The organism is Pollutimonas bauzanensis, from assembly GCF_900129885.1.
Classification (GTDB): domain Bacteria; phylum Pseudomonadota; class Gammaproteobacteria; order Burkholderiales; family Burkholderiaceae_B; genus Pollutimonas; species Pollutimonas bauzanensis.
Genome location: NZ_FQXE01000003.1, coordinates 1 through 25,341 on the forward strand (window position 1 = coordinate 1; position 25,341 = coordinate 25,341).

Annotated in this window: 19 protein-coding genes and 2 pseudogenes; 5 read left to right on the plus strand and 16 right to left on the minus strand. The window is 57.5% G+C overall.

Going from position 1 to position 25,341, the window contains the following annotated elements; genetic code table 11:
* The 10 genes and pseudogenes from BUB23_RS05980 to BUB23_RS06015 form a co-directional block, all read right to left on the minus strand.
* Window positions 1-285, minus strand: a 285-nt coding sequence (locus BUB23_RS05980; protein ID WP_143160862.1) for a DNA adenine methylase, incomplete at its 3' end; no start/stop codon positions are given.
* A 73-nt stretch (window positions 286-358) separates the two neighbouring features.
* The gene (locus tag BUB23_RS05985) at window positions 359-1,714 is read right to left on the minus strand and encodes a hypothetical protein (protein WP_073101668.1); all 1,356 of its coding nucleotides are present in this window, start codon (window positions 1,712-1,714) and stop codon (window positions 359-361) included.
* A 146-nt stretch (window positions 1,715-1,860) separates the two neighbouring features.
* On the minus strand, window positions 1,861-3,021 hold the full coding sequence (locus tag BUB23_RS27315; RefSeq protein WP_245801145.1) for a hypothetical protein: 1,161 nt from the start codon (window positions 3,019-3,021) through the stop codon (window positions 1,861-1,863).
* A 144-nt stretch (window positions 3,022-3,165) separates the two neighbouring features.
* Window positions 3,166-3,663, minus strand: a pseudogene (locus BUB23_RS27785) (TniQ family protein); the annotation flags it as partial.
* 17 nt (window positions 3,664-3,680) lie between these two features.
* Window positions 3,681-4,922 carry a TnsD family Tn7-like transposition protein gene (locus tag BUB23_RS05995; protein WP_245801146.1) on the minus strand — a complete coding sequence of 414 codons (1,242 nt, stop codon included), beginning with the start codon at window positions 4,920-4,922 and terminating at the stop codon, window positions 3,681-3,683.
* Between the two features lie 138 nt (window positions 4,923-5,060).
* Window positions 5,061-5,570 (minus strand): annotated as a pseudogene (locus BUB23_RS27790) (TniQ family protein); the annotation flags it as partial.
* 10 nt (window positions 5,571-5,580) lie between these two features.
* On the minus strand, window positions 5,581-7,008 hold the full coding sequence (locus BUB23_RS06000; RefSeq protein WP_073101671.1) for an ATP-binding protein: 1,428 nt from the start codon (window positions 7,006-7,008) through the stop codon (window positions 5,581-5,583).
* The gene (locus BUB23_RS06005) at window positions 7,005-9,221 is read right to left on the minus strand and encodes a DDE-type integrase/transposase/recombinase (protein ID WP_178372258.1); all 2,217 of its coding nucleotides are present in this window, start codon (window positions 9,219-9,221) and stop codon (window positions 7,005-7,007) included. Before BUB23_RS06005 ends, BUB23_RS06000 begins: the two co-directional genes overlap by 4 nt.
* On the minus strand, window positions 9,202-10,008 hold the full coding sequence (locus BUB23_RS27795; protein ID WP_073101673.1) for a TnsA endonuclease N-terminal domain-containing protein: 807 nt from the start codon (window positions 10,006-10,008) through the stop codon (window positions 9,202-9,204). Before BUB23_RS27795 ends, BUB23_RS06005 begins: the two co-directional genes overlap by 20 nt.
* A 111-nt stretch (window positions 10,009-10,119) precedes the next feature.
* Window positions 10,120-11,118: an AraC family transcriptional regulator gene (locus BUB23_RS06015; protein ID WP_073102649.1), complete on the minus strand. Its 999-nt coding sequence runs from the start codon at window positions 11,116-11,118 to the stop codon at window positions 10,120-10,122.
* Window positions 11,119-11,277: 159 nt separating this feature from the next.
* On the opposite strand from BUB23_RS06015, the gene BUB23_RS06020 reads away from it, so the two are divergent.
* The 5 genes from BUB23_RS06020 to fhuF all read left to right on the plus strand — a co-directional run bounded on the left by BUB23_RS06020 (window position 11,278) and on the right by fhuF (window position 19,032).
* Window positions 11,278-13,482, plus strand: coding sequence for a TonB-dependent siderophore receptor (locus BUB23_RS06020; protein ID WP_073102214.1), 2,205 nt, complete (start codon window positions 11,278-11,280; stop codon window positions 13,480-13,482).
* Between the two features lie 93 nt (window positions 13,483-13,575).
* A complete protein-coding gene (locus BUB23_RS06025) occupies window positions 13,576-15,255 on the plus strand; it encodes a multidrug ABC transporter permease/ATP-binding protein (RefSeq protein WP_073102215.1) in 1,680 nt (559 codons plus the stop codon).
* Window positions 15,256-15,267: 12 nt separating this feature from the next.
* Window positions 15,268-17,265 carry an iron ABC transporter permease gene (locus BUB23_RS06030; RefSeq protein ID WP_073102216.1) on the plus strand — a complete coding sequence of 666 codons (1,998 nt, stop codon included), beginning with the start codon at window positions 15,268-15,270 and terminating at the stop codon, window positions 17,263-17,265.
* A complete protein-coding gene (locus tag BUB23_RS06035) occupies window positions 17,262-18,200 on the plus strand; it encodes an ABC transporter substrate-binding protein (RefSeq protein WP_218598897.1) in 939 nt (312 codons plus the stop codon). The genes BUB23_RS06030 and BUB23_RS06035 overlap by 4 nt, the downstream gene beginning before the upstream one ends.
* Before the next feature lie 85 nt (window positions 18,201-18,285).
* Window positions 18,286-19,032 carry a siderophore-iron reductase FhuF gene (gene fhuF / locus BUB23_RS06040; protein ID WP_073102217.1) on the plus strand — a complete coding sequence of 249 codons (747 nt, stop codon included), beginning with the start codon at window positions 18,286-18,288 and terminating at the stop codon, window positions 19,030-19,032.
* Window positions 19,033-19,057: 25 nt separating this feature from the next.
* Here the strand turns inward: fhuF and BUB23_RS06045 are convergent, their stop codons facing one another.
* From BUB23_RS06045 to BUB23_RS06070, 6 genes are all read right to left on the minus strand, one after another.
* Window positions 19,058-19,873 (minus strand): ATP-binding cassette domain-containing protein, encoded by an 816-nt coding sequence (locus BUB23_RS06045; protein WP_218598900.1) that lies wholly within the window; start codon window positions 19,871-19,873, stop codon window positions 19,058-19,060.
* A 306-nt stretch (window positions 19,874-20,179) separates the two neighbouring features.
* Window positions 20,180-20,941 carry an SDR family oxidoreductase gene (locus BUB23_RS06050; RefSeq protein WP_073102219.1) on the minus strand — a complete coding sequence of 254 codons (762 nt, stop codon included), beginning with the start codon at window positions 20,939-20,941 and terminating at the stop codon, window positions 20,180-20,182.
* Window positions 20,941-21,939, minus strand: coding sequence for an NAD(P)H-quinone oxidoreductase (locus BUB23_RS06055; RefSeq protein ID WP_073102220.1), 999 nt, complete (start codon window positions 21,937-21,939; stop codon window positions 20,941-20,943). The genes BUB23_RS06050 and BUB23_RS06055 overlap by 1 nt, the downstream gene beginning before the upstream one ends.
* A 20-nt stretch (window positions 21,940-21,959) precedes the next feature.
* A complete protein-coding gene (locus BUB23_RS06060; protein WP_073102221.1) occupies window positions 21,960-22,664 on the minus strand; it encodes an ABC transporter ATP-binding protein in 705 nt (234 codons plus the stop codon).
* A complete protein-coding gene (locus BUB23_RS06065; RefSeq protein ID WP_073102222.1) occupies window positions 22,657-24,438 on the minus strand; it encodes a branched-chain amino acid ABC transporter ATP-binding protein/permease in 1,782 nt (593 codons plus the stop codon). Before BUB23_RS06065 ends, BUB23_RS06060 begins: the two co-directional genes overlap by 8 nt.
* A 13-nt stretch (window positions 24,439-24,451) precedes the next feature.
* On the minus strand, window positions 24,452-25,318 hold the full coding sequence (locus BUB23_RS06070) for a branched-chain amino acid ABC transporter permease (RefSeq protein ID WP_073102223.1): 867 nt from the start codon (window positions 25,316-25,318) through the stop codon (window positions 24,452-24,454).
* Window positions 25,319-25,341: the final 23 nt, after the last annotated feature.

Sequence of the window (25,341 nt, forward strand, 5' to 3'; positions counted from 1 at the left end):
CCATGTCTGCATATCAACAGTTACTTTGGAGATGAGCCTGCACAGATTCTCAGAGTCATTCAGGACTGAGTGCCAAAACGCCCACACTGAGGGATCTATATCGTTAATATGAACATGGGAAGCAAACTCTTGAATGACCAGTTCCAAGGCAATCGATGCACCGCCAGCATACGGTTCAACGTAATGTCCGTCCATAAGGTCATTATGGCGAAATAATGCCTTTACATACTCGGTGAGTTTGGTTTTCCCCCCGGGATAGCGCAAGGGTGAGTGATAGCTAGACAACGGGCCTCCGCATTAAGTTCGACCCACTTTAGCAATTTCGAACGAGTTTGGCCAGCTGGTTGGGCCATCTAATTTAGACGTGGGCAATGTGCAACATAAATGGTGAAATGTTGTCCCAGATTGTCTTCAGTTCAGAGCCAAGGGGAGAGGCGTACCGACTGTGAACGAACGAATGCAAAGTAGTAATGCTCGTCGGCTGTGCCTGGTCGTCGGGCTCCGTGCTCGCTAACTTGTTAACGATGCCCTCTTGATTTTTATCGAATTTTCCCTGATCTTTAAGGTGTTTGGCGGTACTTCGTACCTTTTCTGCGAGCGTCGCTTGGTGCCTTGCCTTGACAATGGTGACGTTGTCACGTGCGATGAAATCATCTAGGCTAAGTTCGATGAAAGTGCGCAGGAGCACTGCAACTGCGTTTTCATAGTCCTCGACGGAAAGTCGCTTTAGCTCACGATAGATTTTGTTCAACCGCGGACTTTCCGAGCTCGTAGTAACTACGAAGCTCTTAGGAATGAGTGTGGATCGCTTGTCGTTCCTGGATCGCACTTTGGGTTCTGTCGCAGCCGGTTTGGATTCTGGCGCGGGCGCCAGATCGGGGTCTAGGGGCCAAAGGGTCTCCTCGTCAGGCAAACTCGGAAGTGAGGCGGCAGGGAACTGATCAAGGTATTTTTTTCTGTCCTGTTTCGACTTAAGCATAGAAACATTCCATGTTCCTGTGGCAAGGTCAGAGACTACTTGTTTGATCCCCTTTTCCAAGTCGCTAATCGCCACTGTAGACTGTAGCTTGCCCGCTGAAAGTTCTAGGCCGAGCGCCTTCCTGATTGCAGGATCGCCAAGAAGACGATTAAGCGTGGAGATAGGAAATGCCGCACGGTCGGTCAAATCCTCTTCTGTAAACCAGTCGTTGGCTTTTCCGAAGTCGAGCAAGTTCAGGCCTGCGTCACCCTTACGGAACCTCGCCCGTTGCGTACCGTCCCACGGTACCGTGCCGGCGCCTTCGTTCTCGCCAGTATGCTTTAGTGGTATCCAAATGTCTGCATCTTCGCGCGAATCAAACTGGACAGCCCCCACTTTATTGATCGTCGATTTATCTGCGCGTTTCGCTAATAGCTTCATCTTCTTGCAGAAGGCAGGGACCCCTGTACCCAGAGGTATTGCGTCGAGCAATACAGGTTTGTTTAACGCTTTCAATACCGCCGCTCGACGATTTCCCTCGAGAACGATGTACCGGTTATTTTCGGTTGCGATGACGGCAATAAGATCTATAGGATTTTGGCCGTTATTTACTATATGTTCGGCTAATGCTATGGTTTTTGTCGGATTATCAAGCAATATCCGCTCAAACGCTTCCCGCTGACTTTTTTGCGCAATATACCGAGGATTTTCCAAGTCAAAATCGAGCTTGCTTACGAGCACGGTAACGCTTGCCATTATTCATCCTCCCGGGTAATTACGATATTGAACCGGGACCAATGTATACGTTTAGCGATGAATTGTAAAATTTGGCAATTAATGTCCATTTGCACGCCAACCTCTATGGCAATTATTCCTGCATCATAGCGAAAGGGAAAAGGTAGCTAGCGAAGTTCGATTGGATGCATGGCGCACTTCGCCGCATCGGTATTCCCGGTCAGAGAGCAGTATTCTGGGCGCGGCGGAGCCAGATCCCGATGCTGTGTCATTGACAGGCCATCCCTAGCCTTTCGTGCCATATCAAAATTTTGGAGCAGAGTAGGCAGTCGAGCTCGGCGAAGAATTTGCTTGAGGCTTATCGAGTGCCCTTCGCCTTGAAACTGCCGTGCCGCCCAAATTATTTGGCGTTCAGTTTTGCTTTCGTTAGCCGCTTCAACTGCACGCCGAAGCCCAGGGTCACGTCTAATGGCACCCTGTGCTTGGCTACTGCTTAGCCCGGCCTTCTGGCCCAAAACTGCACCATTGATTCGCACGGGCCAGTCTTGCGCAGCAAGAATTTGCTGCAGCACCGCATGAAGCACTATGACACGTGAGGCGACGTTTTGAATGCGTCGTGCGGTTCTATGTTCTTTCTTCCGCACATCCAGCTCGTGCAGCTTATTTTTTAGCCACACCTCATCACGCAATGAAGCTCGCACGCCCGCCGGCGAATTCATTAGTCTTTCTCTGATTTTATCTCGAGAAAACTGCTGTTGCATGAATACTTCTATCAAGTTTTTTCTGTCTTGGCCGACGGTAGGATTGATGGTTGTAGTCACTACAAAGTTTTTACTTAGCCACTGTTCATCGAATAGTTTTAGGAACCAATAAAGCACTTTGCTGTTAGACGGTGAACAGCCTCGGTGTTCACTCATGAATTGGCGCATTCTTTGTCTGGCGACCTCGCGGGTTAACGTCTGCCTTACCATCTTGGGGCGTGGTGTGCTGTGCTCCGGACCGGGGAAGGTCCGATCGGCTAATTCCCTTGATATTTGCTTGAAGTCCAGATTAAGCGCAACCATGAGGGCGCAAAAATCAGAGGACCGTGCTACGGAAAAATAAGGTCGAAAAGTAACGACCGAGCGGTCATTTATATATAATCGTAACGGTTGGCCCAGTGGAGGTTGCTCTAATTCAAAGGCACTGCAGAGAATCTTTTTGTAGCTGTTGAGCCCATTTCTCTCGTTCATTTTCAGTTCGAAATAATGACGAATATCGGCATACGACCATTTCCGACATTCATTGTTTAAAGCAGCGACGCTAACGTCTACGAGCTGCTTATACATAGCGGGTATGGTCGGCGGTTGGATCTGTGATCGGCCTAAAGAGTAGCCGCAAGAACACTGCAGTTTAGGAAGGTCTAGCAATCGGGAGGATAAAGGCACGATTGTCTGATTACATTCGGGACATGCACTTAGCAGAATGCATCCATGAGAGGCGCAAACGAATACATTGGGAAGTTGGTGGATCCTGTGCCAGTAGGGTTCACCATACCGGCGGCAGTCATCGTCCAAACATGCAGGGCATAGACGCGCCGTATCTGCAAGGCCTGCCGTATGTTTGGATCCAGTTTGATGGATGCCGTGTGTTGTAGGTTTCTTCCGTTGGATTCTTATCTGGCGTGTAGGATTGCTAGCCATGGACTTATTGTCCAGATTTTCAGGTGAGTCGAACGCAAGCCAGTATGGAAGCGTTGTCAACTCCATCATGGCCGTAAAGTAATTCGTACCAAGTGCGTTCAGCAGGTTTTCGAGTTCATCGCTATAGCTGACCATGCCTAGCATGGGATGTTGCATGCGGCGATTGTGGATAGTTGCTTCTAAGAAAGGACGCCATGCTCCACTACCATTATGGTGGGCAAGTCGGGCAAGCCACGAACACAGAAGCTCATCGGGATAAGGTTGCAGGCGAAAGGGAAGTAGTGGCATGGCAAAAGTGATTAGGGTTATGACATATCTATTCCGCGCGATATTGCGTAAGCGCTAAGACTAGGCGTCCAATTCTTTAGTCCAGCCAGTCGTTGGATCCGCCAACGTGATCGCAGGAGACCAAGGCGCCTCAACTTATCAATCGCGAGATCAATGCGAAACTTTTGAAACTGTTCAATTGATTCCGACAATTCGATAAGAGTATTGTTAAGTGTGGGAAGTCGTTCACGGTTTGCTCTTACCATTGCTTCACGGTTCAGATGCCGCAGAATGAGCGTTGCACTGATCCGAGAGCGATTGATTCGAGTTCTTTCGTTCCTCACAAATTGTTGAGCCTGTTCGGCAAGGCTTTGATCACGTTTAGCCCAATCCACTTTGCTGTTTCTGGGACTAGTGAGGGCACGGGGTAATGTAGAGCAAACATCTTTAAGCCATTGCTGGTCATTGCGCCGAAGCCATGCATATGCGCCTGGCGCTGTGGCGCGAATCATAGTTACTCCTTTTGCGGGAAGTTTTTTGCACAAGGCTAACCAGTGCTGTCGATGCGTTATCCTTTCTGATTCGATTTTGTGGTCCGCGTGTAGCTGCTTGAGGCCTGGCGTGTGAGCGCGAATACGATAGGCTACGCTTATAGATACACTGTGCTTTTTCGAGATTTCCGCTATTGCTAATCCGGCGCACAAGTCTGTAACGATGGCCAAGCGGATCACTTCGGGAACCCTATGGCAGTGGCCCGGGTTGGTCATTTCGATGGTTTGTCGGCTTGCCGCCACCGCTGAGCTAGTGGACTCCAATCGTTCGGATGTGGCTTGGCCAAATTCCGTTTGATTCGAGAATGTGGTATCGCGACGAGGATGGCGCGGGACAACGATAGTTCGCCGCGGCAAGGTATCGTTTTCTTGGGTTCGCCACCTGTCGGCCATGTTGTTCTTCGACGGATTGAAGGTACCAAGGAATTTTTCAATAGAACCGAACAAAAACCGAATCAGAAGGAGATGGCAGATGGGATGGGATGATCGCTCGGGCCGTCTTAACGTTGAATAGAGCCAAAACAGGGGGTGGTTCGAGCTGGAAAGCAGTCTTTCGCGATGCTCGAACCCTTGAAACTGGTTGTAATATTCTCGGAGTGCGTCAGTCAGTGCAGGAAAATCAATTTTTCCGTGAGCCTTCTTAAAGCCTAGACTTAGAATTTTAGAAATGTAGACGAGGTTGAGGGCGCTTACGTCGCTGATATAGAGGTTTGCTTTAAGCAATGCCACTGACATTAAGGCTAGTTGGTAGTTGTGTGATTCGCGGGCTATGTAGGTCGGTTCAAAAGTGGAGGACCATGGGGACTGTTGCAGTTGCTGGCGATGTGACAAACAGCTAAGCCCAGAGAACACTTCGAGTTGAATGCCATGTACCGTACAGTACACAACGCCAGGGAGTTGATGACTTCGTTGCCAATACGTGCATCCATACTGTTTGGCCGTGCTCGTGTTGCAAAGCACGCAGTAGCGGGCTATGACTTGCGCACCGAAGCCATTGGCTACGCGCCCCAGCAGTGTCTTTACTCCCTGTCCACCTGTGCCACGAAATAGATGAACTAGTCGCGTGTCTCGGGAAACCGAAAGAAATGGCCTGTGATAGGGATATAACGTTGCACGATCAATGAGATCGTCGGCTGATTTAAATGGGGATCGCTCTCCCAGAGTGCGTTGTAATGCATCCAGTCCTGTTGGTAAATCAAGCACAGGTATGTGGCTGTCGCACCCAAATAGGAGAAGCATAAATTGGCGGGGTAACGTAAACGCGTTTAATGACCAAATACGCTGTAAGAAAGAATACAGGCATTCATCTGGAAGCAATTCAGGGATGAAGCACAGCGGGGCGTCCGATCTCGTTGTCAAGACATGGGCCGTTCGCATGGAGAGCGCCTTAGTCTAATGCCAGTGGATCTTCCATGGGCAATTTGATATCCGGGGCATGTTTTGAATGAATCTTATTTTTTGGTGTCCTGGCTTTACTTGACGTGCTTTTTCGTTCGGGACGGATGGTTTCGGCATGGCAATCTTCAAATTCGTCGATTCGATTAACTGGATTGTTGGCTGTATGTTCGTTCGCACCAAGTTGTTTTCTTAGATCACGATACTTGGCACTAAAAAGCAGATCATCAAAAACGCGTAATCTTTTAGGGTCGCGACTGGCTAGCGCTCGGATGGCCGGTTGCAGAAATGCCATATCAGTCGCTGATACTCGTTCAAAAGATTGTTCGTCAATAATCTCGCGTCCTCCGATCTCATTTCTTTGCGCGAGCATAAACGCCAGTGATGCAAACGCGGTGTTGCCGGCCGAAGATGTATGCCAGGCTTTCTTGATGCTGTCTGATAGCCTGCATTTGTTTCTTGTTAAGCTGTAGTCCCAGTAGACTTCGCAAAACTCGTCCCATTGAGGATCATTTTGCGACATGGGTTTGAAGATCGTTTCTCCACTAGACGACAGTTTACGTAAATTGCGCACGCTACCCTCAAGAACCGGTTGTACTGCTGGCGTGGCTAGCAAAAGTAGGCTGATTCCTAATCGCTCAATGACTTCACTGAATAGATTCAGCATAAATTCTGCATTGCTCCCTCGGGCATAGCGCAGATTCTGTACCTCATCGATCACGAGAAATCCTAGCGAGACAGCTGTCGCTACGTGATTCATCAGCGCCACCATGGGGGCTATTTGATGCACAGATCTGGCTTGCCTAACGTAGTTCGTGCCGAGGGCCTTATCGATTTCTTCGAAAAACTGCACACATAAGCTTCGCAGAGTGGCATCGTGAGGAACGCGAAGAACAACGAAGACGACTTGGTGGCATACAAGGCTTGTGCCTTGATAGCAGGTATGTGCAATGACCTGCGGATAGCGCATTAGAAAAGTCGTTGCAAAGGTCGTTTTTCCCATGCCGCTAATGCCCATGATGAGATGGCCCCTTGCGGATGAATTCCAGTCTCTAGGGAATGGCACGCCACTGCCCGTACCGCCTTGATGGGATGCCATGGCATGGCGTCGTTGTCGATCGATAACAGTAAGCGGGTTACGGCCAATATAGCTCTGGCGAATAATAGTCGCCAACGCTAACCCGGCCTTTTGGAACTCAGGGAAGGGATGGACGATGTCGTTCAAAATGGATAGTTCCATGATGCGGCTCACGTCACCGGCTTGCCTGTCTTTAGCGGTCGGCCTGGGAGGATAATGACTTAGCTCTGTTAAGAATTGTTCTTTTCGTTCTTCGAGCACAGGCAGTGCTTCGATGAAGGGATTGCCTTTAAAAGAACGAACGCCTGTCTCTTGATAATGTGCCGCCATGATATCGGTCACTCTCTACCCCTGTTTTTGCGGATAATTTCCAAGTTTTGCAGTCGCTCCTGTTCTTCAAGCGCTTCCCACGTTGGTTCAGATGTTGCTGGTACATGATCTCTTGCCGCTGATTTACCGGACAGAGCCTCTTTCATTTTGGTTGTTTCGTGTTGTCTCGCCAGGGAAAGATCAATTTGGCTGAGCTTATCGCGATTTACCGTGGGCATTGCGTTGAGGTTCTTTTTGGGAGTCTTTGCCACGTCGGCGACCTTTTTCCGAATACGCTGTATTTTGCTTTCGTGGTCAGCTCTTGCAAAGGCAAGCGCTGTTTGGTCGGCTAAGGCAGCTTCTTCATCTAGAGTGAGCGACATCAATTCTCCTGCCCCGCCAACGCCTAGCGAGAAATGAGCCCATTCTGGCGCCGAGGTTTCGATGAACAGTTCAGAGGGGTCTGTCCGGTCGATTCGCACTTCTACACGCTTTGGACGAGCGGCTGATCTAAACGCCAGCTCTTGGGCAGGCTCATTAACAGGATAATAGAGCCGACTACAATAGCGAATAACGCCTTTAGCGATGCTCGCATCATCTATTCCGAGCAGTAATCGCCGATAGTCACCGTCTGCTAAAGGCGGAGTGCGTAATCCCGTAATATTTTTGAGTCCCCATAGGTACGCTTCTTTTGGGGTTGGTGGCACGCCTGCCCGAGCTAGAGTGCGCCTTCTGCGTAGCGCCGAATGTGGACGGTTATTGTGGTCGTCAATAATTTCGATAACAGCTCTATATGCATCGGCAAGGGAATTGACAGCGGTAGCTTGTGCTTTTTTGGCTTCTCTTTTGGTAGGTGGGTCGAGCGGCCTATCGGCGTATGTGCCTTTTAGCTTCGACATAAACATACGGCGCTTTATTTCCCGAATCGTGCGTTCGACAATCGCTTTCCCATCTGGGCATAGCGGAGGCAGTGGCGTAAGCTCAATCCGTAAATCGTCGGTGACAACTTTTTCCATGGATCGACTCATGAAGTCCGATCCACGATCAGGGCAAAGTGTGGAAGGGAATCTCCCGATAGGCCAGCGCTCGTCGTCGATATCCACTCCCATTGAGGCAAAGCGCTTTGTGCGTGATGTAAACGCGATAAGTAAGGCGTACTGAACTTCACTCCATGATGGTGGACGCAGGGACAAATACACGGACACAACGAAACGGCTCCAGCGATCAATGATCAGGTAAATAATTGGCTTACCGACAGTGACGGGATTTTCTTCATCGGTTACTAAGAATATCCGCCCGCCCGTTGCATCGATTTCATAAACCTCACCTGGGCCGGCAGCCCTAACAGAACCCGTTCGTCCGGGATTACGTTCATACTTTCGAAGGTTTCGTGCCAGATCGTCAGTGAGCTGCAGATTTTCATTTACGTAGTATCGAAACTGACGCAGCGTTATGGGTTCCGGGTATCTGTTATCAATATACTGACTGAAAGTGTCCGGATGCCTACGTCGAAAATAAGTAGAAAGATATTCTTGATGAACCTCCGTGAAAAACGCCGGCCCCTTCCGTAGGCTTCCTTTAAGGCAGGCGAGCATGTCAGATATATCGTCGTCATCAATAATGAAATTGTTGCGTCCGAGTTCTGATGCCAGTGCCGGTTGCCGCCCTCGACGCATACTTGGCTGAGTTGACGGGGATTCGTTTTTCTCGCCTAGTGAGTAGGCGCGTGCTGCAGGCTTAGCCCCAGGCGGCAATGAAATTAAGGCAAGTCTTGTTCCGCCGAAATAGTAATAGCGCAGCACAAGTCGATAAAGGGTTAAGAAATTGACTCCCAACGTTTCGGAGCGATTGCGTATAAGCGAAGTGAAATGAGCCGACGAAAGATTTTCTTCATTTTTAAACGCATAGACCAACGGTTCGATGAGATTCCAGGCCGCTTCGATCGCTTCGGTGTGGTCATTTTTACGAAATTTGCCAATTCCTATGAATTGGTACGGCAGGCGTAGTTTCCCCCATTGGCCACCGTTATTTTCAATAAGATGGGTAACTTCGTTTGAAGAGATTCGTTTTGGCCGACGAGCGCTCCGCGCTTGTTGGGGTGTAGTCACCCATATTCCATATATGCAGCTGGTAAACACATGCGTGACTCTTAAATATTTGGGTTGCTGATTCCCCACGCGCAGTACCAGGCCTTCTGTGGGCGTTATGTTTCCTACCTTTTCGAACTCAATGGGTATTTTGGACATTGCGAAGCACCAATGGCAAATTAAGAGCCAACCCATGGCTTAAGGAAATGGGTATGAGTCCGCTCCATGCACAGAAACGGAAAGTGTCGTGTCCCGAATTAATTGGTAGGTGTAATCGTTGGCATACATCGTGGACGATTTCATCTAGTAGGGTGTTCCGTCGGTAGATATCGAGGAAGCATGCCGCAAACCGTATCGCTTGAGGATAGTCGGGTATATGTCGATGTAGAAACCAGGCCCGCATGAACCTGAGGTTTTTAAGCAATGTATCGTCGAATGCGGATGTGTCTACGAGCGTCCAAGGAATATTGTGTTCGGCACACCAACGATGCTCGACGGCCAAGCGGTTCAGTACAGAAGGATTGGTTGCATCATTTGGGGTTTTGATGCTTGCGGCACGAAAATAAGGTTTTCCGTCTATAAGTTCGGTAACCATGAAATCGATGGTGAACGGCTCGGGATAAAAGCCCTTATGAGGATGGCGGACACCTAATTCTTCACATAACTCGAGCGTGCGCGTTATCTCGAGGATTGGGAATTGCTCGCGACAGTCCTGGGTAGTGCGTCTACGTTCTAGCAGAAAGAAGTAGGTGGTTTCGATCTTTGAAAGTAAATGGACAGATCGGGACGTTCGAATTCCTCTAACTATGCTGGAGGTCCCACGAGAGGGGACATCCCGGACTCTAAGCCATGGCTTGTACGCGGCATGTACTCCCAGCCCTTGACCACGGCGGAGCCTATTCCGAAAGTGCGGCATGTAAAGAGAGACGTCTGTATCCCATTCCATGGCACATAATGGCAAAACTCCATATTAATTGCAATAAATATCCGCAATATTAGGGAGTTAAAGGATCCGCAAGGGACGGTGAAGCCATCCGCGAGCGGGCACCCTATTCGATCACGCTGACTCCAGCGCCGCAGCCCGCGCGGTCATCGTCGATTTCCACTCGCTGGGCAGTACGCCGAATTGGGCGCGGAAGGCCTTGCCGAAATGGCTGAGGTTTTCGTAGCCGACGGCAAGGGCCACTTGCGTGACGCTCATGCCGCCCGCCAAGCTATCGGCAGCGTGTTCTAGGCGGATCTCGCGCAGGTGCGCGTGGACCGACTTGCCGCATGCGGCCCATAAGCCCGCGCGCAGTTTTTTTTCCGATAGGCCGACTGCCTGCGCAAGGCGCGCCGCCGGCCAGTCTTCGGCATAGCGGCTCCCGAGCAGCCTGCGCGCGCGCAGCACTTGTTCGTGTTCGGTGGATGTCAGCGGCGAATTCAATGCGGGCGCCGCCAGGAGTTCGATCACGTGGGCCAGCAGTTCCTGGGTTCGCGCCCGCCGCCATAGCCGCAGCGCGGCGGGGTCGGTAAGCGGTGTCGAGGACAGCGACTGGGCGAGCTTCAGCATTTCGTGGCTGGCGCTGCATGACACGACCAGACCCTCATGGCCGGGCGATCCGTAACCGCCCGCAAAGCGGCGCCGCAGGCGCTCCGCGATCGGGAAAGAGGTCGCGCGGAGCAGGGCCTCGGCCGACAGGCGCAGGTCGACGACATGCATGTCGCTCCTGGCGGGCAACCGGACCTCGCTACCCAATTGATCCGAGTACTGGGATAGCACCAGGGCGCCCGCGCGCGGCTGGCACACCGGGCCGCTGTCGAGGGCGATCTGCGTGCTACCCGCCAGCAACACTTGGATGCCGAAGACCCTCGTGCCCGGTGAGGGCAGGGTCAGCTCGGCCTCGGGGCGGCCGCGCAACACGACCAGGCTGACGCCTTCGTCGACGCGTTCCAATATCGAGATGGTTTTTTCCCAGTCGGGCGTGGCCGGCACGGTCGGCAGGGTGCTGCGCCACCACTCGTGCGGTTGGCGGGGCGTGTCGTACATGTAGGCACGGCGTGCAAGGTCGGACATGGCGTTTTCTTGAACGAGAGTGTTGCGTAGCCGCGAATTCGTCAATGATGGCCGGAAATTCGTCAGCCCGGAAAATAAAATGCCGCGATACTCGCTCTGCATTACAAGTGATAATCATTCTCGTTATAGTTTACACGTATTGGTCCTTAGAGGGTACGCATGAATCACCACAGTTTCACCGTCATCGCCGTCGCACTGGCGCTCGCCTTTCCACTGATCGGCCACGCTCAGCAAGCCGCCGGCGATCCACCTCCGGTCAGCCTGCCGGCTGTTCTGGTCAAGGGCGCCAGCCAGTCTTTGGCGGATCCCGTCGACAAGGGTTATGTCGCCACTCGTGCGCGTTCGGCAATGAAGTCCAATACGTCGTTGCTGGAAACCTCGCAGGCCGTGAACGTGATCACCCGTACCGAGATGGAGCAGCAGGGCGCGACGTCGGTGGCGAAGGCCGTGCGCTACACGCCGGGCATTGTCGCCCATTACGGTGATAACGACGCGCGTTACGACTGGTTGACGCTGCGGGGTTTTACGCCGGCGCGATATCTGGACGGCCTGGTCCTGCCATTTGGCGCCCTGGGCTACGCGCAGCCTCGCATCGAGCCCTATGGCCTGGAGCGCATTGAAGTTCTGAAGGGCCCGTCGTCAGGCTTGTTCGGTCAGACAGCGCCAGGCGGGCTGCTGAATATGGTCACCAAGAAGCCGACCGAAGACCGCTTGCGAGAAGTGGGCGTGCAGTTCGGCAGCTTCGATCGCAAGGAGGCCTCGTTCGATCTGGGCGGTCCTGTGGACGAAAACAATACTGTGCTGTATCGGTTGACGGGCCTGGTCAAGGACAGCGGCACCCAATTCGACTACATCAAAGATAACAAGCGATTCCTGCAAGGCGGGCTGACCTTCAATATCTCGGATGCGACTCGGCTGACCGTGTCGGGCCAATATCAGAAGATCGATTCCGATGGCGGTGGAGGCGCTCCGGTCCTGCCGCGGGTGGGTACGGTGACTCCGAGTGCCAAGGGCTATATTTCGCGCGACCGCTACGTGGGCGATCCAGACTACGATCGATTCACCAACGAGCAGAAGTTGCTGGGCTATACGCTGGAACATCAGTTCAACGATCGTACCGGGTTCAAGCAGACGGCGCGTATTTCGCAGGTGGACACCAATTCCCGCCGTACGCAGGTTGGCGCCGTCGTTGGCGATACCAAGGCGGTTCGCTATGCGTGGGCTTTTCCCGAGAAAGCCACTACGATGCAGATCGACAACCAGCTCAATGCCGATGTCGATTGGGGCGTGACTAAGCACCGCATCACGGCAGGCGTAGACTACCTGCGTGATCGGGCCGATTACACTGAGAGCCAACTGGGCATTCTGTACGTACCGGGCACTAGCTCGTTCGACCTGTTCGATCTCTACAATCCGGTCTACGGCAACAATAACATTGCCGTTCCTCCGGCGGGAACGAACATCCATCAGACGCGCGAGCAGCTAGGCCTCTATCTGCAGGACCAGATCAGTCTGGACAAGTGGCGCCTCACCCTGGCGGGCCGCCAGGACTGGGCGAATCTCGACCGCAGCACCACTAACGTTGCGGCCAACACTTCCGTGAATAGCGACGTCGATCATCATCGCTTTACCGGACGAGCCGCGGTGAGCTACATCTTCGACAATGGCGTCGCCCCTTATTTCAGCTACTCCACCTCGTTCCAGCCGGTGGCGGGCCAGACGGCCAGCGGCGCGAATCTGAAGCCGACGACCGGCAAGCAGATCGAAGTCGGCGTCAAATACCAGCCCGCCAATCGCAATGCCTTGCTGACTGCATCGCTGTTCCAGATCAAGCAGGACAACGTGACGGCTGCCACTGCAGACCCGCGTTATACGGAGCAGGCGGGGCAGGTGAAGTCTCAGGGCCTGGAACTCGAAGGCAAGGCGAGCGTGAGCAGGGCGCTGAACCTGACGGTTTCCTATGCCTACATGGACACGGAAATCACCAAGGCAAATGCAGCCGCGTCATCGGGCGCGGTCGGCAATCGCCTGAACTTCGTGCCGCGCCACCAGGCTTCGGCCTGGGCGGATTACACGGTGCAAGGCGGTCCGCTGGGCGGTCTGGGCATCGGCGCCGGCATTCGTCATAGCGGCGATGTCTACGGGGCTCTCAGCAACAGTCCGGATACCCGGACTAGCGGATTTACCGTGGTCGATGCGTCGCTCCGCTACGACCTCGGCCGTATTGGCATGAAGGGAGCGGACGTGAGCCTGAACATCGACAACCTTTTCGACAAGAAGTATGTCGCCAGTTGCCTGAGCGTCAACGCCTGCTACTGGGGCACCGAGCGCGCGGCCTACGCCAACCTGCGTTACCGCTGGTAAGCGCTGAACATCGTCCACTGCGCTATCGCAGGCGTAAGCCTGCGGTGGTTTTTTCATTTTTCTTTTCGCTGATCCGAGCGATCGGACCTTTGCATGTTATTGATTCAACGTGTCTTCCGCCTTTACCGCTGGCCGCTCGCGCTGGTGGTGTTGCTCAGCATCTCCAGCGGCTTGCTGAGCGTGGGTGTCATCGCTTTTGTGAACGAGCGCATGATCAACAGCGCGGACATGGCGGGCGGCGCGATCTGGCAGTTCTGTGTGCTGCTGGCGCTGATGCTGGCATTCGCATCTGGCGCGCAAATCTGTCTCACTACCCTCGGGCATCGTTTCGTCTATGGGTTGCGGCGGGAAATGGTGAAGCGTCTGCTGGACACCGATGTTCAGACGGTGGAGCGCCTTGGGCATGGCAGGCTGTTCGCGAGTCTGTCGAGCGACATTCGCAATGTCACCCTCGCATTCGTGCACTTGCCCGAGCTGATTTACGGCGGTGTGCTGACGCTGGCCTCGTTTGCTTACCTGGCGTGGCTGTCGTCCGCCATGTTCGTGGCGACGGCGGTATGGATGGTCTTTACGCTGGCGCTAGGGTGGCGGTTGCTGCTGCGCTTGCGCCGGCATCTGGCGCTGCTGCGCGAGGCCGAAGACGGCCTCTATCGGCAATACCAGGAAATCCTCGACGGCACCAAGGAACTGGCGCTCAACCGGGATCGCGCCAGGCACATTTACGACGGCGATTTCGATGCGAGCGCCCGGTCGTATCGCGATCACATCACCTTGGCCGATCGGTATCACGGCCTGGCGAGCAACTGGGCCAACATCATGGTCCTCGGCACGATCGGCCTCGCGTTCTATCTTGCCAAAGGGCTGGGATGGGCGGACCCGGCCGTGGCTGCGACTTATGCAATGACCATTCTGTTCATGCGTACGCCGCTGGTCTCGGCCGTGGCGGCGGTTCCGGCGCAGTTGGCGGGCAACGTCGCATTGAGCAAGGTGGAGTCCTTGGGGCTGGCCCAAGCGCGGCCGGGTTTCGACATGCCGGGCCGATCAGGCGTGGCCTCTTGGCGAACGCTGGAACTGCGTGACGTCAGCTACCGGTATCCCGCGGAGGACGACGATCCCGGGTTCGACGTGGGGCCGCTCAATGTCACGCTTCGGCGTGGCGAAACCGTATTCGTCATCGGCGGAAATGGCAGCGGCAAATCCAGCCTGGCGCGTTTGCTGTCGGGAATCTATACGTCGCAGTCGGGTGGCATCTTCCTGGATGGGCGAGGCCTGACTGCAGCGGATCGCCCCGGGTATCGCCGGCTGTTCTCCGCGGTGTTCACCGACTTCCATCTGTTCTCGCAACTGATCGGGCCGGATGGCCGCGAGGCTGCCGCAGCGCCGCTACACCGCTGGCTGGATGCGCTGCAGATGCGGGAGAAAGCGCGTATTGCCGATGGTCGTTTGCTGAACACCAAAGTGTCGCAAGGCCAGCGAAAACGCCTTGCACTGTTGCTGAGCCTGCTCGAAGAGCGCGATATCCTCTTGCTCGACGAATGGGCGGCCGATCAGGATCCGCTGTATCGCCGCGTGTTCTATCGCGAATTGCTGCCCGCGCTGAAAGAATCGGGCATCACGGTCGTTGTCATCAGCCACGATGACCGCTATTTCGATATGGCCGACAGGCTGTTGAAGATGGAGGGCGGGCAGTTGACCGATCTCGTCGACAGCCAACGCGCCCGGGCAGGCCGCGATGCGCTGGGCGAAATCGATGGTACGCAGCACCCAACCTAGGAGCATCCAGTTTTGAGCTTGTCCAGGAAGTCGCGCGCTTGGTATGCGGGGTCGTCGCTGCTGATGGCAATGGTGGCCTGGCAAGCATTCGTCCGCCTTGGCCCGGGCGGGCCGGACAGCCTTGTGGTCGATGCGTCCGTCGAGGCACTGCTGCAAGCCTGGGTCTTCTGGCCCCGTCTTGCCGCGGGCATGATGGTCGGCGCCTGCCTGGGCGCGGCGGGCGCCTTGATGCAAATCATCACCCGCAACCCGTTGGTATCGCCGGATCTCCTGGGCATCACCGCGGGTGCGCAACTGGGCGTGATCCTCGGTCTGATGCTGCCGACCGCCCTCGGCCTTCCACTGATTTTCGTGGGAGGAGCGGGCGCGGCGCTTCTGACCTTCCTGGCGGCTGGCGGCTGGAGCACCTCGCCGCTGCGTTTGACGCTGGCCGGTGTTGGCATCGCGCAATGTTTGAGCGCGTTCATTGCCTTGTTTCTCAGTCTCAACGATCACGCGGCGATGGTGGTGTCGCTGTGGAATACCGGCACCTTGCAACAGTTCGGCTGGTCCGCGCTGACGCCGGCAATGTGGCTGGCGCCGCTGGCTGCCGCATTGCTTGCCGTGCTGGCCCGGCCCTTGAACCTGGCGATGCTCGGCGATGCGCAGATGCGCTCGCTGGGCTTGACGCCTGCGCGATTCAAAGCCGTCACCATCATCCTCAGCAGTCTGCTGACTGCCTTGGCTTTCCAGCTGGCCGGTCCGCTCGGATTCATAGGCCTCGTCACACCCAATCTGTTGCGTCTCGCATTCGGCGTGGCTCGGCCTTCCTCATTGGTGCCGCTGTGCGCGTTATGGGGGGCGGCGCTGACCCTGTTCGCGGACAACCTGGGCACCGCAATCGGCCGCTGGGTCACGGTGCCGTTCGGCGTGTTGTCGGCGCTGCTCGGGTCGGTCGCGATCCTGGTGTTGCTGCGGATCACTCCGCGCGCACCCTCGGCGGCGATCGCGCGGGTCGAGGGCCACACTGTTGCGCGCCGTCTGCCGCTGCCGATGTTCGTGGGTCTGATGGTGCTGCTGTGCGCGGTGTTGGGCATGGCGGGCGTCGTCCATGGCGGTGGCGCGAGCGCGATCGAATTCGTCCAGGCATGGTGGGCCGGAGAGGCGCTGGCCCGTGTTTTGCTGGACCTGCGCCTGCCGCGTTTGCTGGTGGACATGATGGCTGGAGCGTGTTTTGCACTGAGTGGCGTCGTGCTGCAGACGGTCACTCGCAATCCACTGGCGGGTCCCGAGATTCTTGGGGTGAGCCAGACCTCCGCGTTGGCTGTGCTGCTGGCGTTGGTTCTCATGCCGGAGTTGGTCGGCGCCTGGCGCTTCCTGATTGCCTGGGCGGGGGCGATCGCCGCACTCTTGCTGGTTGTTGGACTGAATCTTCGTCATGGACTGGAACCGTTGCGCTTGACCCTGACTGGCTTCGCACTCGGCGGCGCCGCGCTGGCGCTGATCGGTCTCTTGATCGCGCAGTTCAGCACGAACATTGCGCAGGCGCTGATCTGGATGGTGGGCAGCAGCTATGGACGGACCTGGGCCGATGTCCTTGGCATGCTGCCGTGGATGGTGCTGGGTATAGGCCTGTGCGCGGCGGCGGCACGCTGGATGGATTTGCTGCAATTGGGCGATGGCATCGCTGCGAGCCTGGGGCTAGCGGTCGCGCAGCGCCGGGCGATGTTGGTGGCGGTGGCCAGCCTGCTGGTCGCTGCGCCAGTCGCGGTGGTCGGCCCGGTAGCCTTTGTCGGATTGCTGGTGCCCCATGGGGTGCGTCTACTCGGTTATTACCGCATGAGGGAGCGCCTCTGGGCGGCGCCGTGGCTAGGGGCCGCGTTGCTGGTCTTGGCGGACCTGTTGGGACAATGGCTGTTGGCGCCGCTCGACATTCCGCTGGGCATTGCGACGGCAGCCATCGGCGCACCGTGTTTTCTGTTGCTGCTCGCGCGGACCTACGTCCATCGCGGGCGGGGAGCGGCGATATGATCTGCCATCCACGATTCTGGCTGCGGGTCATCGCGATGCTGTGCCTGGTTCTGGAACCGGCGACGGCATGGGCCGAAACGCTGGTCGCGCGCCAGTCCGCGCAGATTCCGCAGCAGGTGCTGCGTGTGATCAGCCTGGACGATCTCAGCTCGGAGTTGTTGTTGTCTCTCGGTATCGCGCCAGTCGCGGTGGCCAATCTCGACGGTTATCGCCGTTATGTCCGGATCGGCAGTGAGCGTCTCGCGGACAGCGTGTCGCTCGGGAGTCCGCAGCAGCCCAACCTCGAGGCGATTGCGCGGCTCAAGCCCGATCTTGTTGTCGGCGTGTCCTACTTGCATCTGCAGTTGTTCAAACGTCTCGACGCGTTGGCGCCCACATTGATTTTCAATGTATCGCTCGCCCCGGCGTCTTGGGGTGGCGTGGCATTGGGAGAATCCATGCTGACGCGCCTGGGCGAACTGACCGGACGTCGGGCGCAGGCCATGCAGGCCATTGAGAAGTCGCGCGCGGCGATGGCGCGTGCACGCTCGGCGATACGCGACCGAGGCCTGGCGGGCCGGCCGATGGCGGCGTTGTACCCGCTGTCGCGCGAGGGGTCGTTCATTGTGTCGAACCGGCAGGCCCTGATCGTCAGCGTGCTCAACCGGCTGGGAATCATGGAGCCCTGGCGCCTGGACTCCGCCTACAGCCTGCACCGGCGCATCGGTTTGCGCGATCTCGCGGCCCAGGCCGACCTGACGGTGCTGTTCATCGGTGGTCAGGAGGGCACGCCGATGTTCGCCACGCCGATATGGAAGGCCTTGCCTGTTGCCCGCAGCGGTCGCGTGGCTTTTCTGCCGACGCCATATTGGACTTTCGGCGGCCCCTTGTCCGTGGTGCACCTGGCCGACCAGATTGCCGACGCGGTATTGTCCATGCCTGGCGTGCCGCGATGAAATGGCGCAACCGTTCAGGGCTTTCGGCCATGAGCCTAGGCGCAAGCGGCGAGGTCAAGCGAGAGCAGCGGCCAGGTGGCCGGCCATGATCGCCGCGCTGGCCCCCTTGTTCGTCGGCGACTTCACACATTATCGCGATGCGCTTGTATTGCGCGACGACGCACGCCCTTCGATACCGCTACGCGATCTGCAGAAGCATGAAGGGTTCGAGCGCGTGCTGCGCGAATACGGCGTCGACTATCCCGATGGCGACCGCCGTGCGCTGGCTTCCGAGTGGTCCAAGCTGTACTTTATTCGTCTGCTGCCGCCGGTGCTGGCAGCGGCCATCATGCTGGATCGCCGGCTTTCGCTGGACGTCGACAGGATCGAGATCGTGCTGGGAGCGCGTGCGGAGCCGCTCGCATTCAAACTGCCGGATGCGGGAGACGTTTGTGTGCCAACCCTCGGCGATCCGTTCGCCGCATTCGTGCCGCTGCTCGATCATCACCTGGAACCCATGATCAACGCATGGGCCCGGCACTCGAAGTTGTCGCCCCGGGTGTTCTGGAGCAATGCAGGCAATTATTTCGAATGGCTGGTCAATGCGTTGACGGCCCGGGCGAGCGCGGATCAGGTCGCCCCCGCACGTGCCATTCTGGCTTCGCCGCATCGTCCCGACGGTCGGCCCAATCGCCTGTTCCGGCCGTTGCGTTATATCGATCAGGACGTGAACACGCCATGGCGTCAGCGGCGGGTGTGCTGTGTGCGTTACCTGTTGCCCGGGATGGCGCTCTGTGCGAATTGTCCTTTATGCAAACACGCGCCCGCGCCCGGAATCGTGCCGCGGGCGTAGCAAATTGCGCAGGCAGGACTTGCGCTCACCTGACGTAGGAGAGCGCCGAGCCGTCTTGCGGATGCGCGATCACACCCATAGGAATGCCATAAATCGATTCGAGCGTGTCGCTGCGCAGCAGCTCCGCAGGGCTGCCCTGGGCCAGTAGCTCGCCGCTGTGCAGGGCCACCAGATGGTCGCAGTAGCGCGCCGCCATATTGATGTCGTGCAGTACGACCAGCACACCCAGGCCCAGGTCGCGGCTCAGTGTCCGGACCAGGGCGAGCACGTCCACCTGATGGGCGATATCGAGGGCGGAAGTGGGCTCATCGAGCAGCAGATAGCGGCTGTCCTGGGCGAGCAGCATGGCCAGCCAGACTCGTTGGCGTTCGCCGCCCGAAAGACTGTCTACCCAGCGGTCCGCGTATTGGTCGACATCGGCCCGTTTCATGGCCCGAGCGATTGCGGCATGATCCTCGTCGCCGAATCTGCCCAAGGCGCCATGCCAAGGGTAGCGCCCATAGCCGACGAGCTCACGGACCGTCAGCCCTTCCACAGGGGGGAGTTGTTGCGGCAGGTAGGCCACCCGCCTGGCAAAGTCGCGATCGCTCCAGGACGCCAGGGCTTTGCCGTCCAGGCTCGCCTGGCCGCCGGTGGCGGCTTGCTGGCGTGCCAGGATCTTGATCAGCGTGGACTTGCCGGAACCGTTGTGGCCGATCAATCCGACCACCTTGCCGGCAGGGATATCCAATGAAAGCGGTTTCAACAGCGGGCGTCCGGAAACGGTGAAGCTGAGGGCGTCGAGTTCGAACATGGGACAGGGCTGAAGCGCGGTGAGCCTGAGACCAGGCAAGACCGTCATTCTACCTATCTTTGCACGGCTTTACCCTTGCGGCCGACGTTGCGATCGAGCTCCTGGCGGTGCCGCCGCTTTCAGCTTGCGCCGCGCAGCTCAAGGGCACGGGAGAGCGCGGCGCCTCTACCAACGAAAAGACCGCGCTGTGCCGGGAGTCGGGTATTGACGGGAAACAGGGGAGCCAACGTGGTCCTGGATTCCATAGGCGGCGAACACAGTGAAACCGCCCTGCGCAATCTTGACTGGCACGGCAGGTTGCGCAAGGTCGTCGTCCTTTCCTGGCAGGCGATCGCCAAGTCCGCCGACAGCCTCCTAGGTCATCAGCCAGCCGCCGGCCACATCCAGAACCTGGCCGGTGACAAAGGCCGCCTGCGCGGATGCCAGAAACAGGCAGGCGTCGGCGACCTCTTGCGGGGTGCCCAGCCGGCCCAGCGCCGTGACCCGCGTCACGGCATCATTGATTTCCTGGGGGACGGTCTTCAGCAAAGGGGTGCTGATGCGCCCGGGCGCCAGGGCGTTGACCGTGATGTCGTATTCGCCCAATTCCGCCGCCCAGTGGCGCGTCAGGCCGATCAGCCCGGCCTTGGTCGCGGCGTAATGCGCCGCGACGATGTCGCAATAGGCCTTGCCGGCGACGGAGGACATATTGATGACCCGGCCCTGCCTTTTGTCCATCATGTGAGGCGCCGCCAGGTGGGTCATGTAGAACACGCTGTTCAGATTGACCGATACCACGGTTTCCCATTCCTTGGGCGGCATCTCCCAGACCCTCAGGGCCTTGCCCTGGGTCTTGGGCGAAATGCCGACGTTATTGACCAGGATGTCGGCCCCGCCCAGCGCCGCCGAGATGGTGTCGTAGGCGGCTTTGCATTCATCGAAGCTGGATACGTTGGCGTTGGCGTACTTGGCCCGATGGCCCGCCGCCTGGAGCGCAGCCTCGCGCTCGGCGCCCGACCTGGCATCCAGGTCTATCAGACCGACGCTGGCGCCTTCGGCCGCCAGCGCCTGCACGATCGCCGAGCCGATGCCGCCCAGGGCCCCGGTGACGATGGCCACCTGATTGGCGAATCTCATTATCGCTCCTTGACTTTCAGGACTATCTTGCCGATGTGCCTGCTGCTTTCCATCAGCTCGTGGGCCTTGCCGGCCTCGGCCAGCGCAAAGGTGGAATGGATGATGGGCAGGCACTTGCCTTGCGCCATCAGCGGAAATACGTGTTCGACCAGCGACAGGGCGATCTGGCCTTTGTCTTCGTCCGAGCGCGGGCGCAGGGTGGAGCCCGTGAACACCAGGCGCTTGATCATGATGGGCATGGCATCGATGCTGTCCTTGCTGCCTTCCAGGAAAGCGATCTGCACCAGGCGCCCGTTTAGCGCCAGGGTATGGATGTTCTTGTTGATATATTTGCCGCCGACCATATCGAGGATGACGTCCATGCCGTAATTGCCGGTAGTCCGCATGGCGACGGACTGGAAATCCTGTTCTTTGTACAAGATGGCATGCGCGGCGCCGGCCTTGATGCAGGCGTCGGCCTTTTCCTGGCTGCCGACGGTGGTCCAGACCTCGGCGCCGAACGCATGGGCCAGCTGGATGGCGGTCAGGCCGATGCCGCTGGATCCGCCGTGGACCAGGAACTTCTCGCCGGCTTGCAGCTTGGCGCGTTCGAAGAGATTGGTCCAGACGGTGAAATAGTTTTCCGGTATGCAGGCGGCGGCGCGCAGGTCCATGCCTGCGGGCACGGGCAGGCAGTGGCGTTCATCGGCCAGGCAGTATTCGGCGTAGCCGCCTCCCGGGGTCAGGGCGCATACCAGCTCGCCGACCTGCCGCTCCTTGGCGTCGGGCCCGAGCGCGACTATCCTGCCCGAGACCTCCAGCCCCAGATAGGGCGACGCGCCTGGCGGCGGCGGGTAGGACCCGGACCGTTGCAGGACATCCGGGCGATTGACGCCGGCGTATTCCACCTCGATGAGGACTTGCCTGCCTGTCGGCGGGGTTTGCCCGCGTAGGGCGATCTTCATGCAGCCGGGCGAACCGCCCTGGCCGTGGTCGATGAATCTGAAGCTTGGGGACATAGTGCAGTACCTATAAGAAATCAGTGCCCGAGATAGGCCTTTCTGATGTGCGGATCGCTCAGCAGCTCCTGGCCGGTTCCGCTCAGGATGATGGCGCCGTTTTCCAGGACATAGCCGCGGTCGGCCAGGCGCAAGGTTTGGAAAACGTTCTGTTCCACCAGCAGGACCGTGACGCCGTGCTCGATGACGTTGCGGATGACGCCAAACATTTGCTGCACCAGGATGGGCGACAGGCCCAGCGAAGGCTCGTCGAAGATCAGCAGCCTGGGGTCCGACATCATGCCGCGCGCGATGGCGACCATCTGCTGCTCGCCCCCGGACAGCGAGCCGGCCAGCTGGTTCAGGCGCTCTTTGACGCGCGGGAAGATCTCCAGCACTTCTTCCATTTTGCGCTGGACGATAGGCCGCGCGGCCCGCTTGTAGGAGCCCATGATCAGGTTGTCTTTCACCGTGAAGTTCGGGAACAGCTGCCGTCCTTCCGGAACCATGGTGATGCCGGCGTCCACGATGGCGAACGGAGTCTTGTTGGTCAGGTCCTCGCCATCGAAGCTGACATGGCCCGCCATGGTCGGGATCACGCCGCACAGCGTCTTGAGCGTCGTGGTCTTGCCGGCGCCGTTGGCGCCGATCAGGGTGACGATTTCGCCTTGCTTGACTTCAAAGTCCAGGCCGTTGAGGATCTGGGTCTTTCCGTATCCGGAACATAGATTTGACACTTTAAGCATCGCTGTACTCCTTGCCCAGGTATGCTTCGATGACCGCTGGGTTTTCGACCACGTCCCGGGGCGCGCCGCTGGTCAGGACTTTGCCTTCGTTGATGACGATGATGCGGTCCGACAGCGCCATGGTGGCCTGCATCATGTGTTCGATCAGCAGGATCGATACTCCCGAAGCGCGGATGCGGCGTATCATCTGGACGGCTTTTTCGATGTCGGTCGGGTTCAGGCCGGCCATGACTTCGTCGAGCAGCAGTATCTTCGGCCGGGTCGCCAGCGCGCGGGCCACCTCCAGGCGCTTCATGCCGCCCACCGTCAGATTGCGCGCCTCGGTATTCAGGTAGCGCAGCAGGTCGGTCTGTTCGGCCACGTCCAGCGCGATCTGCTCGGCTTCGTCGCGATCGGAAGTGCCAATGAACGCGCCCAGCATGATGTTTTCCAGCACCGTCAGGCCGGTGAACGGCTGGGCGGTCTGGAATGTGCGGCCCAGGCCGCTGTGCGCGAATTTGTCGGGTGTGTTGCAAGTGATCCAGTGGCCCTTTTTATCGAGCATGGTGATATTGCCCTTGTCGGGCGCGAGGAAACCCGACAGCTGGTTGAAGACCGTGGTCTTGCCGGCGCCGTTGGGCCCTATCATGCCCAGGATCTCATGTTCGTTCAGCGTCAGGGAGACGTTGTCGGTGGCGCGCAGGCCGCCGAAATTCTTGAACAGGTTTTCCGCCTTGAGCACGGGCTGGTTGGCCGTCAGGCCATGGCCTGATGACCGCCGCTGCTTGAATTCGCGCTTGGCCCGCGGCTTGCCCAGATAGGGCAGCCTGGCCATGAGCCTTTCCACCATCGGGCCAAACGCTCCCGCCAGGCCGCGTGGAATGGTCAGGACCACAATGACGAGGATCAGGCCGTAGATCAGGCCATGCATGCCGTTGCCGACGCCGCTGAGCCAGCCGCGCGCCAGTTCCGCGATGGGCAGGACCAGGAAGGTGCCGGCGATGGGGCCGGCGACGGTGCCCAGCCCGCCGATCAGCGCAAACATGGCGATCTGGATGGACAAGTCCAGTGAAAACGCCGAGGCCGGGTCGACGAAGGTCAGGTAGGTGATGTGGAAAGTGCCGATGACGCTGGTCAGCATGGCGGAAATCACGGCGGCGCGGATTTTCATGTTGACGGTATGTATGCCCACCGCGCGGGCGGCATCCTCGCGTTCGCGGATGGCGATCAGGTAATAGCCCATGCGGGATTTGCGGATATACCAGGACACCCACAGCACCAGCAGGAACAGGCAGAACGCGATGATCACATAGTTGACCTTTTCGCGGAAGACGATCCAGGTCCAGCCGATGTTCAGCGGCAGGCTGATGCCGCTGGAGCCGCCGGTCCAGCTTTCTTCATGGATCACCAGCAGGCGCACGACCTCCAGGATGGCGATCGTCGCCAGCGCGAAGAAGGGGCCCTTGAGCCTCAGCGTCGGGTAGCTGATGACAATCGCGACAGCGCCGGAAATCAGCGCGCCGGCTATCATGCCTATCCATGGCGTGATGCCGAAACTCTGCGTCAGCAGCGTGGCGGTATAGCCGCCGATGCCATAGAACACGGCATGGCCCAGCGAAAGCTGGCCGGCATAGCCGCCTACGATGTTCCAGGCGACGGACAGCGCGGAGAATACAAACAGCAGCACGAACAGGTTGGTCCAGAAAGCGCTGTGCAAGTACAAGGGGATGATGAACACGACGGCCAGCAGAATCAGGCTGACGTATGCCTTGGGGCTACGGAAATCAGGAAACACGTATTACTCCTTGTTATTCTGTGCCAATGCCAAACAAGCCCGTTGGGCGCAGTACCAGAATCAGCAGGAAAATGCCGAAGTAGACGACTTCCTTCAAATCCGGAGCAATGTAGTAGCCAGCCAGGGTATCGACGACGCCGATGATCATGGAGCCGGCGACGGCGCCATACAGGCTGCCCATGCCGCCCAGCACCACGATGACGAAGGCGGTCAGCACGAAATAGGTTCCCACCGTCGGGAAAACAGGATACTGGGGCGCAAGCAGGCCGGCGGCGATGCCGACGAAGGCCGTGCCCAGGCCGAAAGCAATGACATAGACTGCGTTGACGTTCACGCCCATCAGCATGGCCGCGTAGCGGTGCTGGGCGACGGCGCGCAGGGCGCGGCCCAGGTAGCTGCGGTGCATGAACAGGTGCAGCAGGATGGCCAGGGCGATCGCGATCAGAAAAGTGTATAGCTGCCCGGTGACTATCGAATAGGAGCCGATGTTCACCGCGTTGGTGCCCAGCTCGACGGGCGCGCGCAAGACGTTGGCGCCGAAAACGACCAGCGCCAGATTCATCAGGATGATGGAAATGCCGACAGTCGCGAAAATCTGGATATGCTCTTCCGCTTTCAACAAGGGCTGGATGATGATTTTCTGTGTCAGGGCGCCTAGCGCGAACAGGATGATCGTGATCGGAATGAGGCCAAGATAAGGGTGTATGCCGAAACGGTCTGCGATCAGGTAAATCAGGTACATGGCTATCATCAGGAATTCGCCGTGGGCGAAATTCACCACCCGCACCACCCCGAAAATCAGGGTCAGTCCAAGACTGATGATTGTGTAGGCTCCGCCCAGCAATAGGCCGTTAATGAGCAACTGAATGAAAATTTCCATTTAACAACCCTTTTAATATAAAG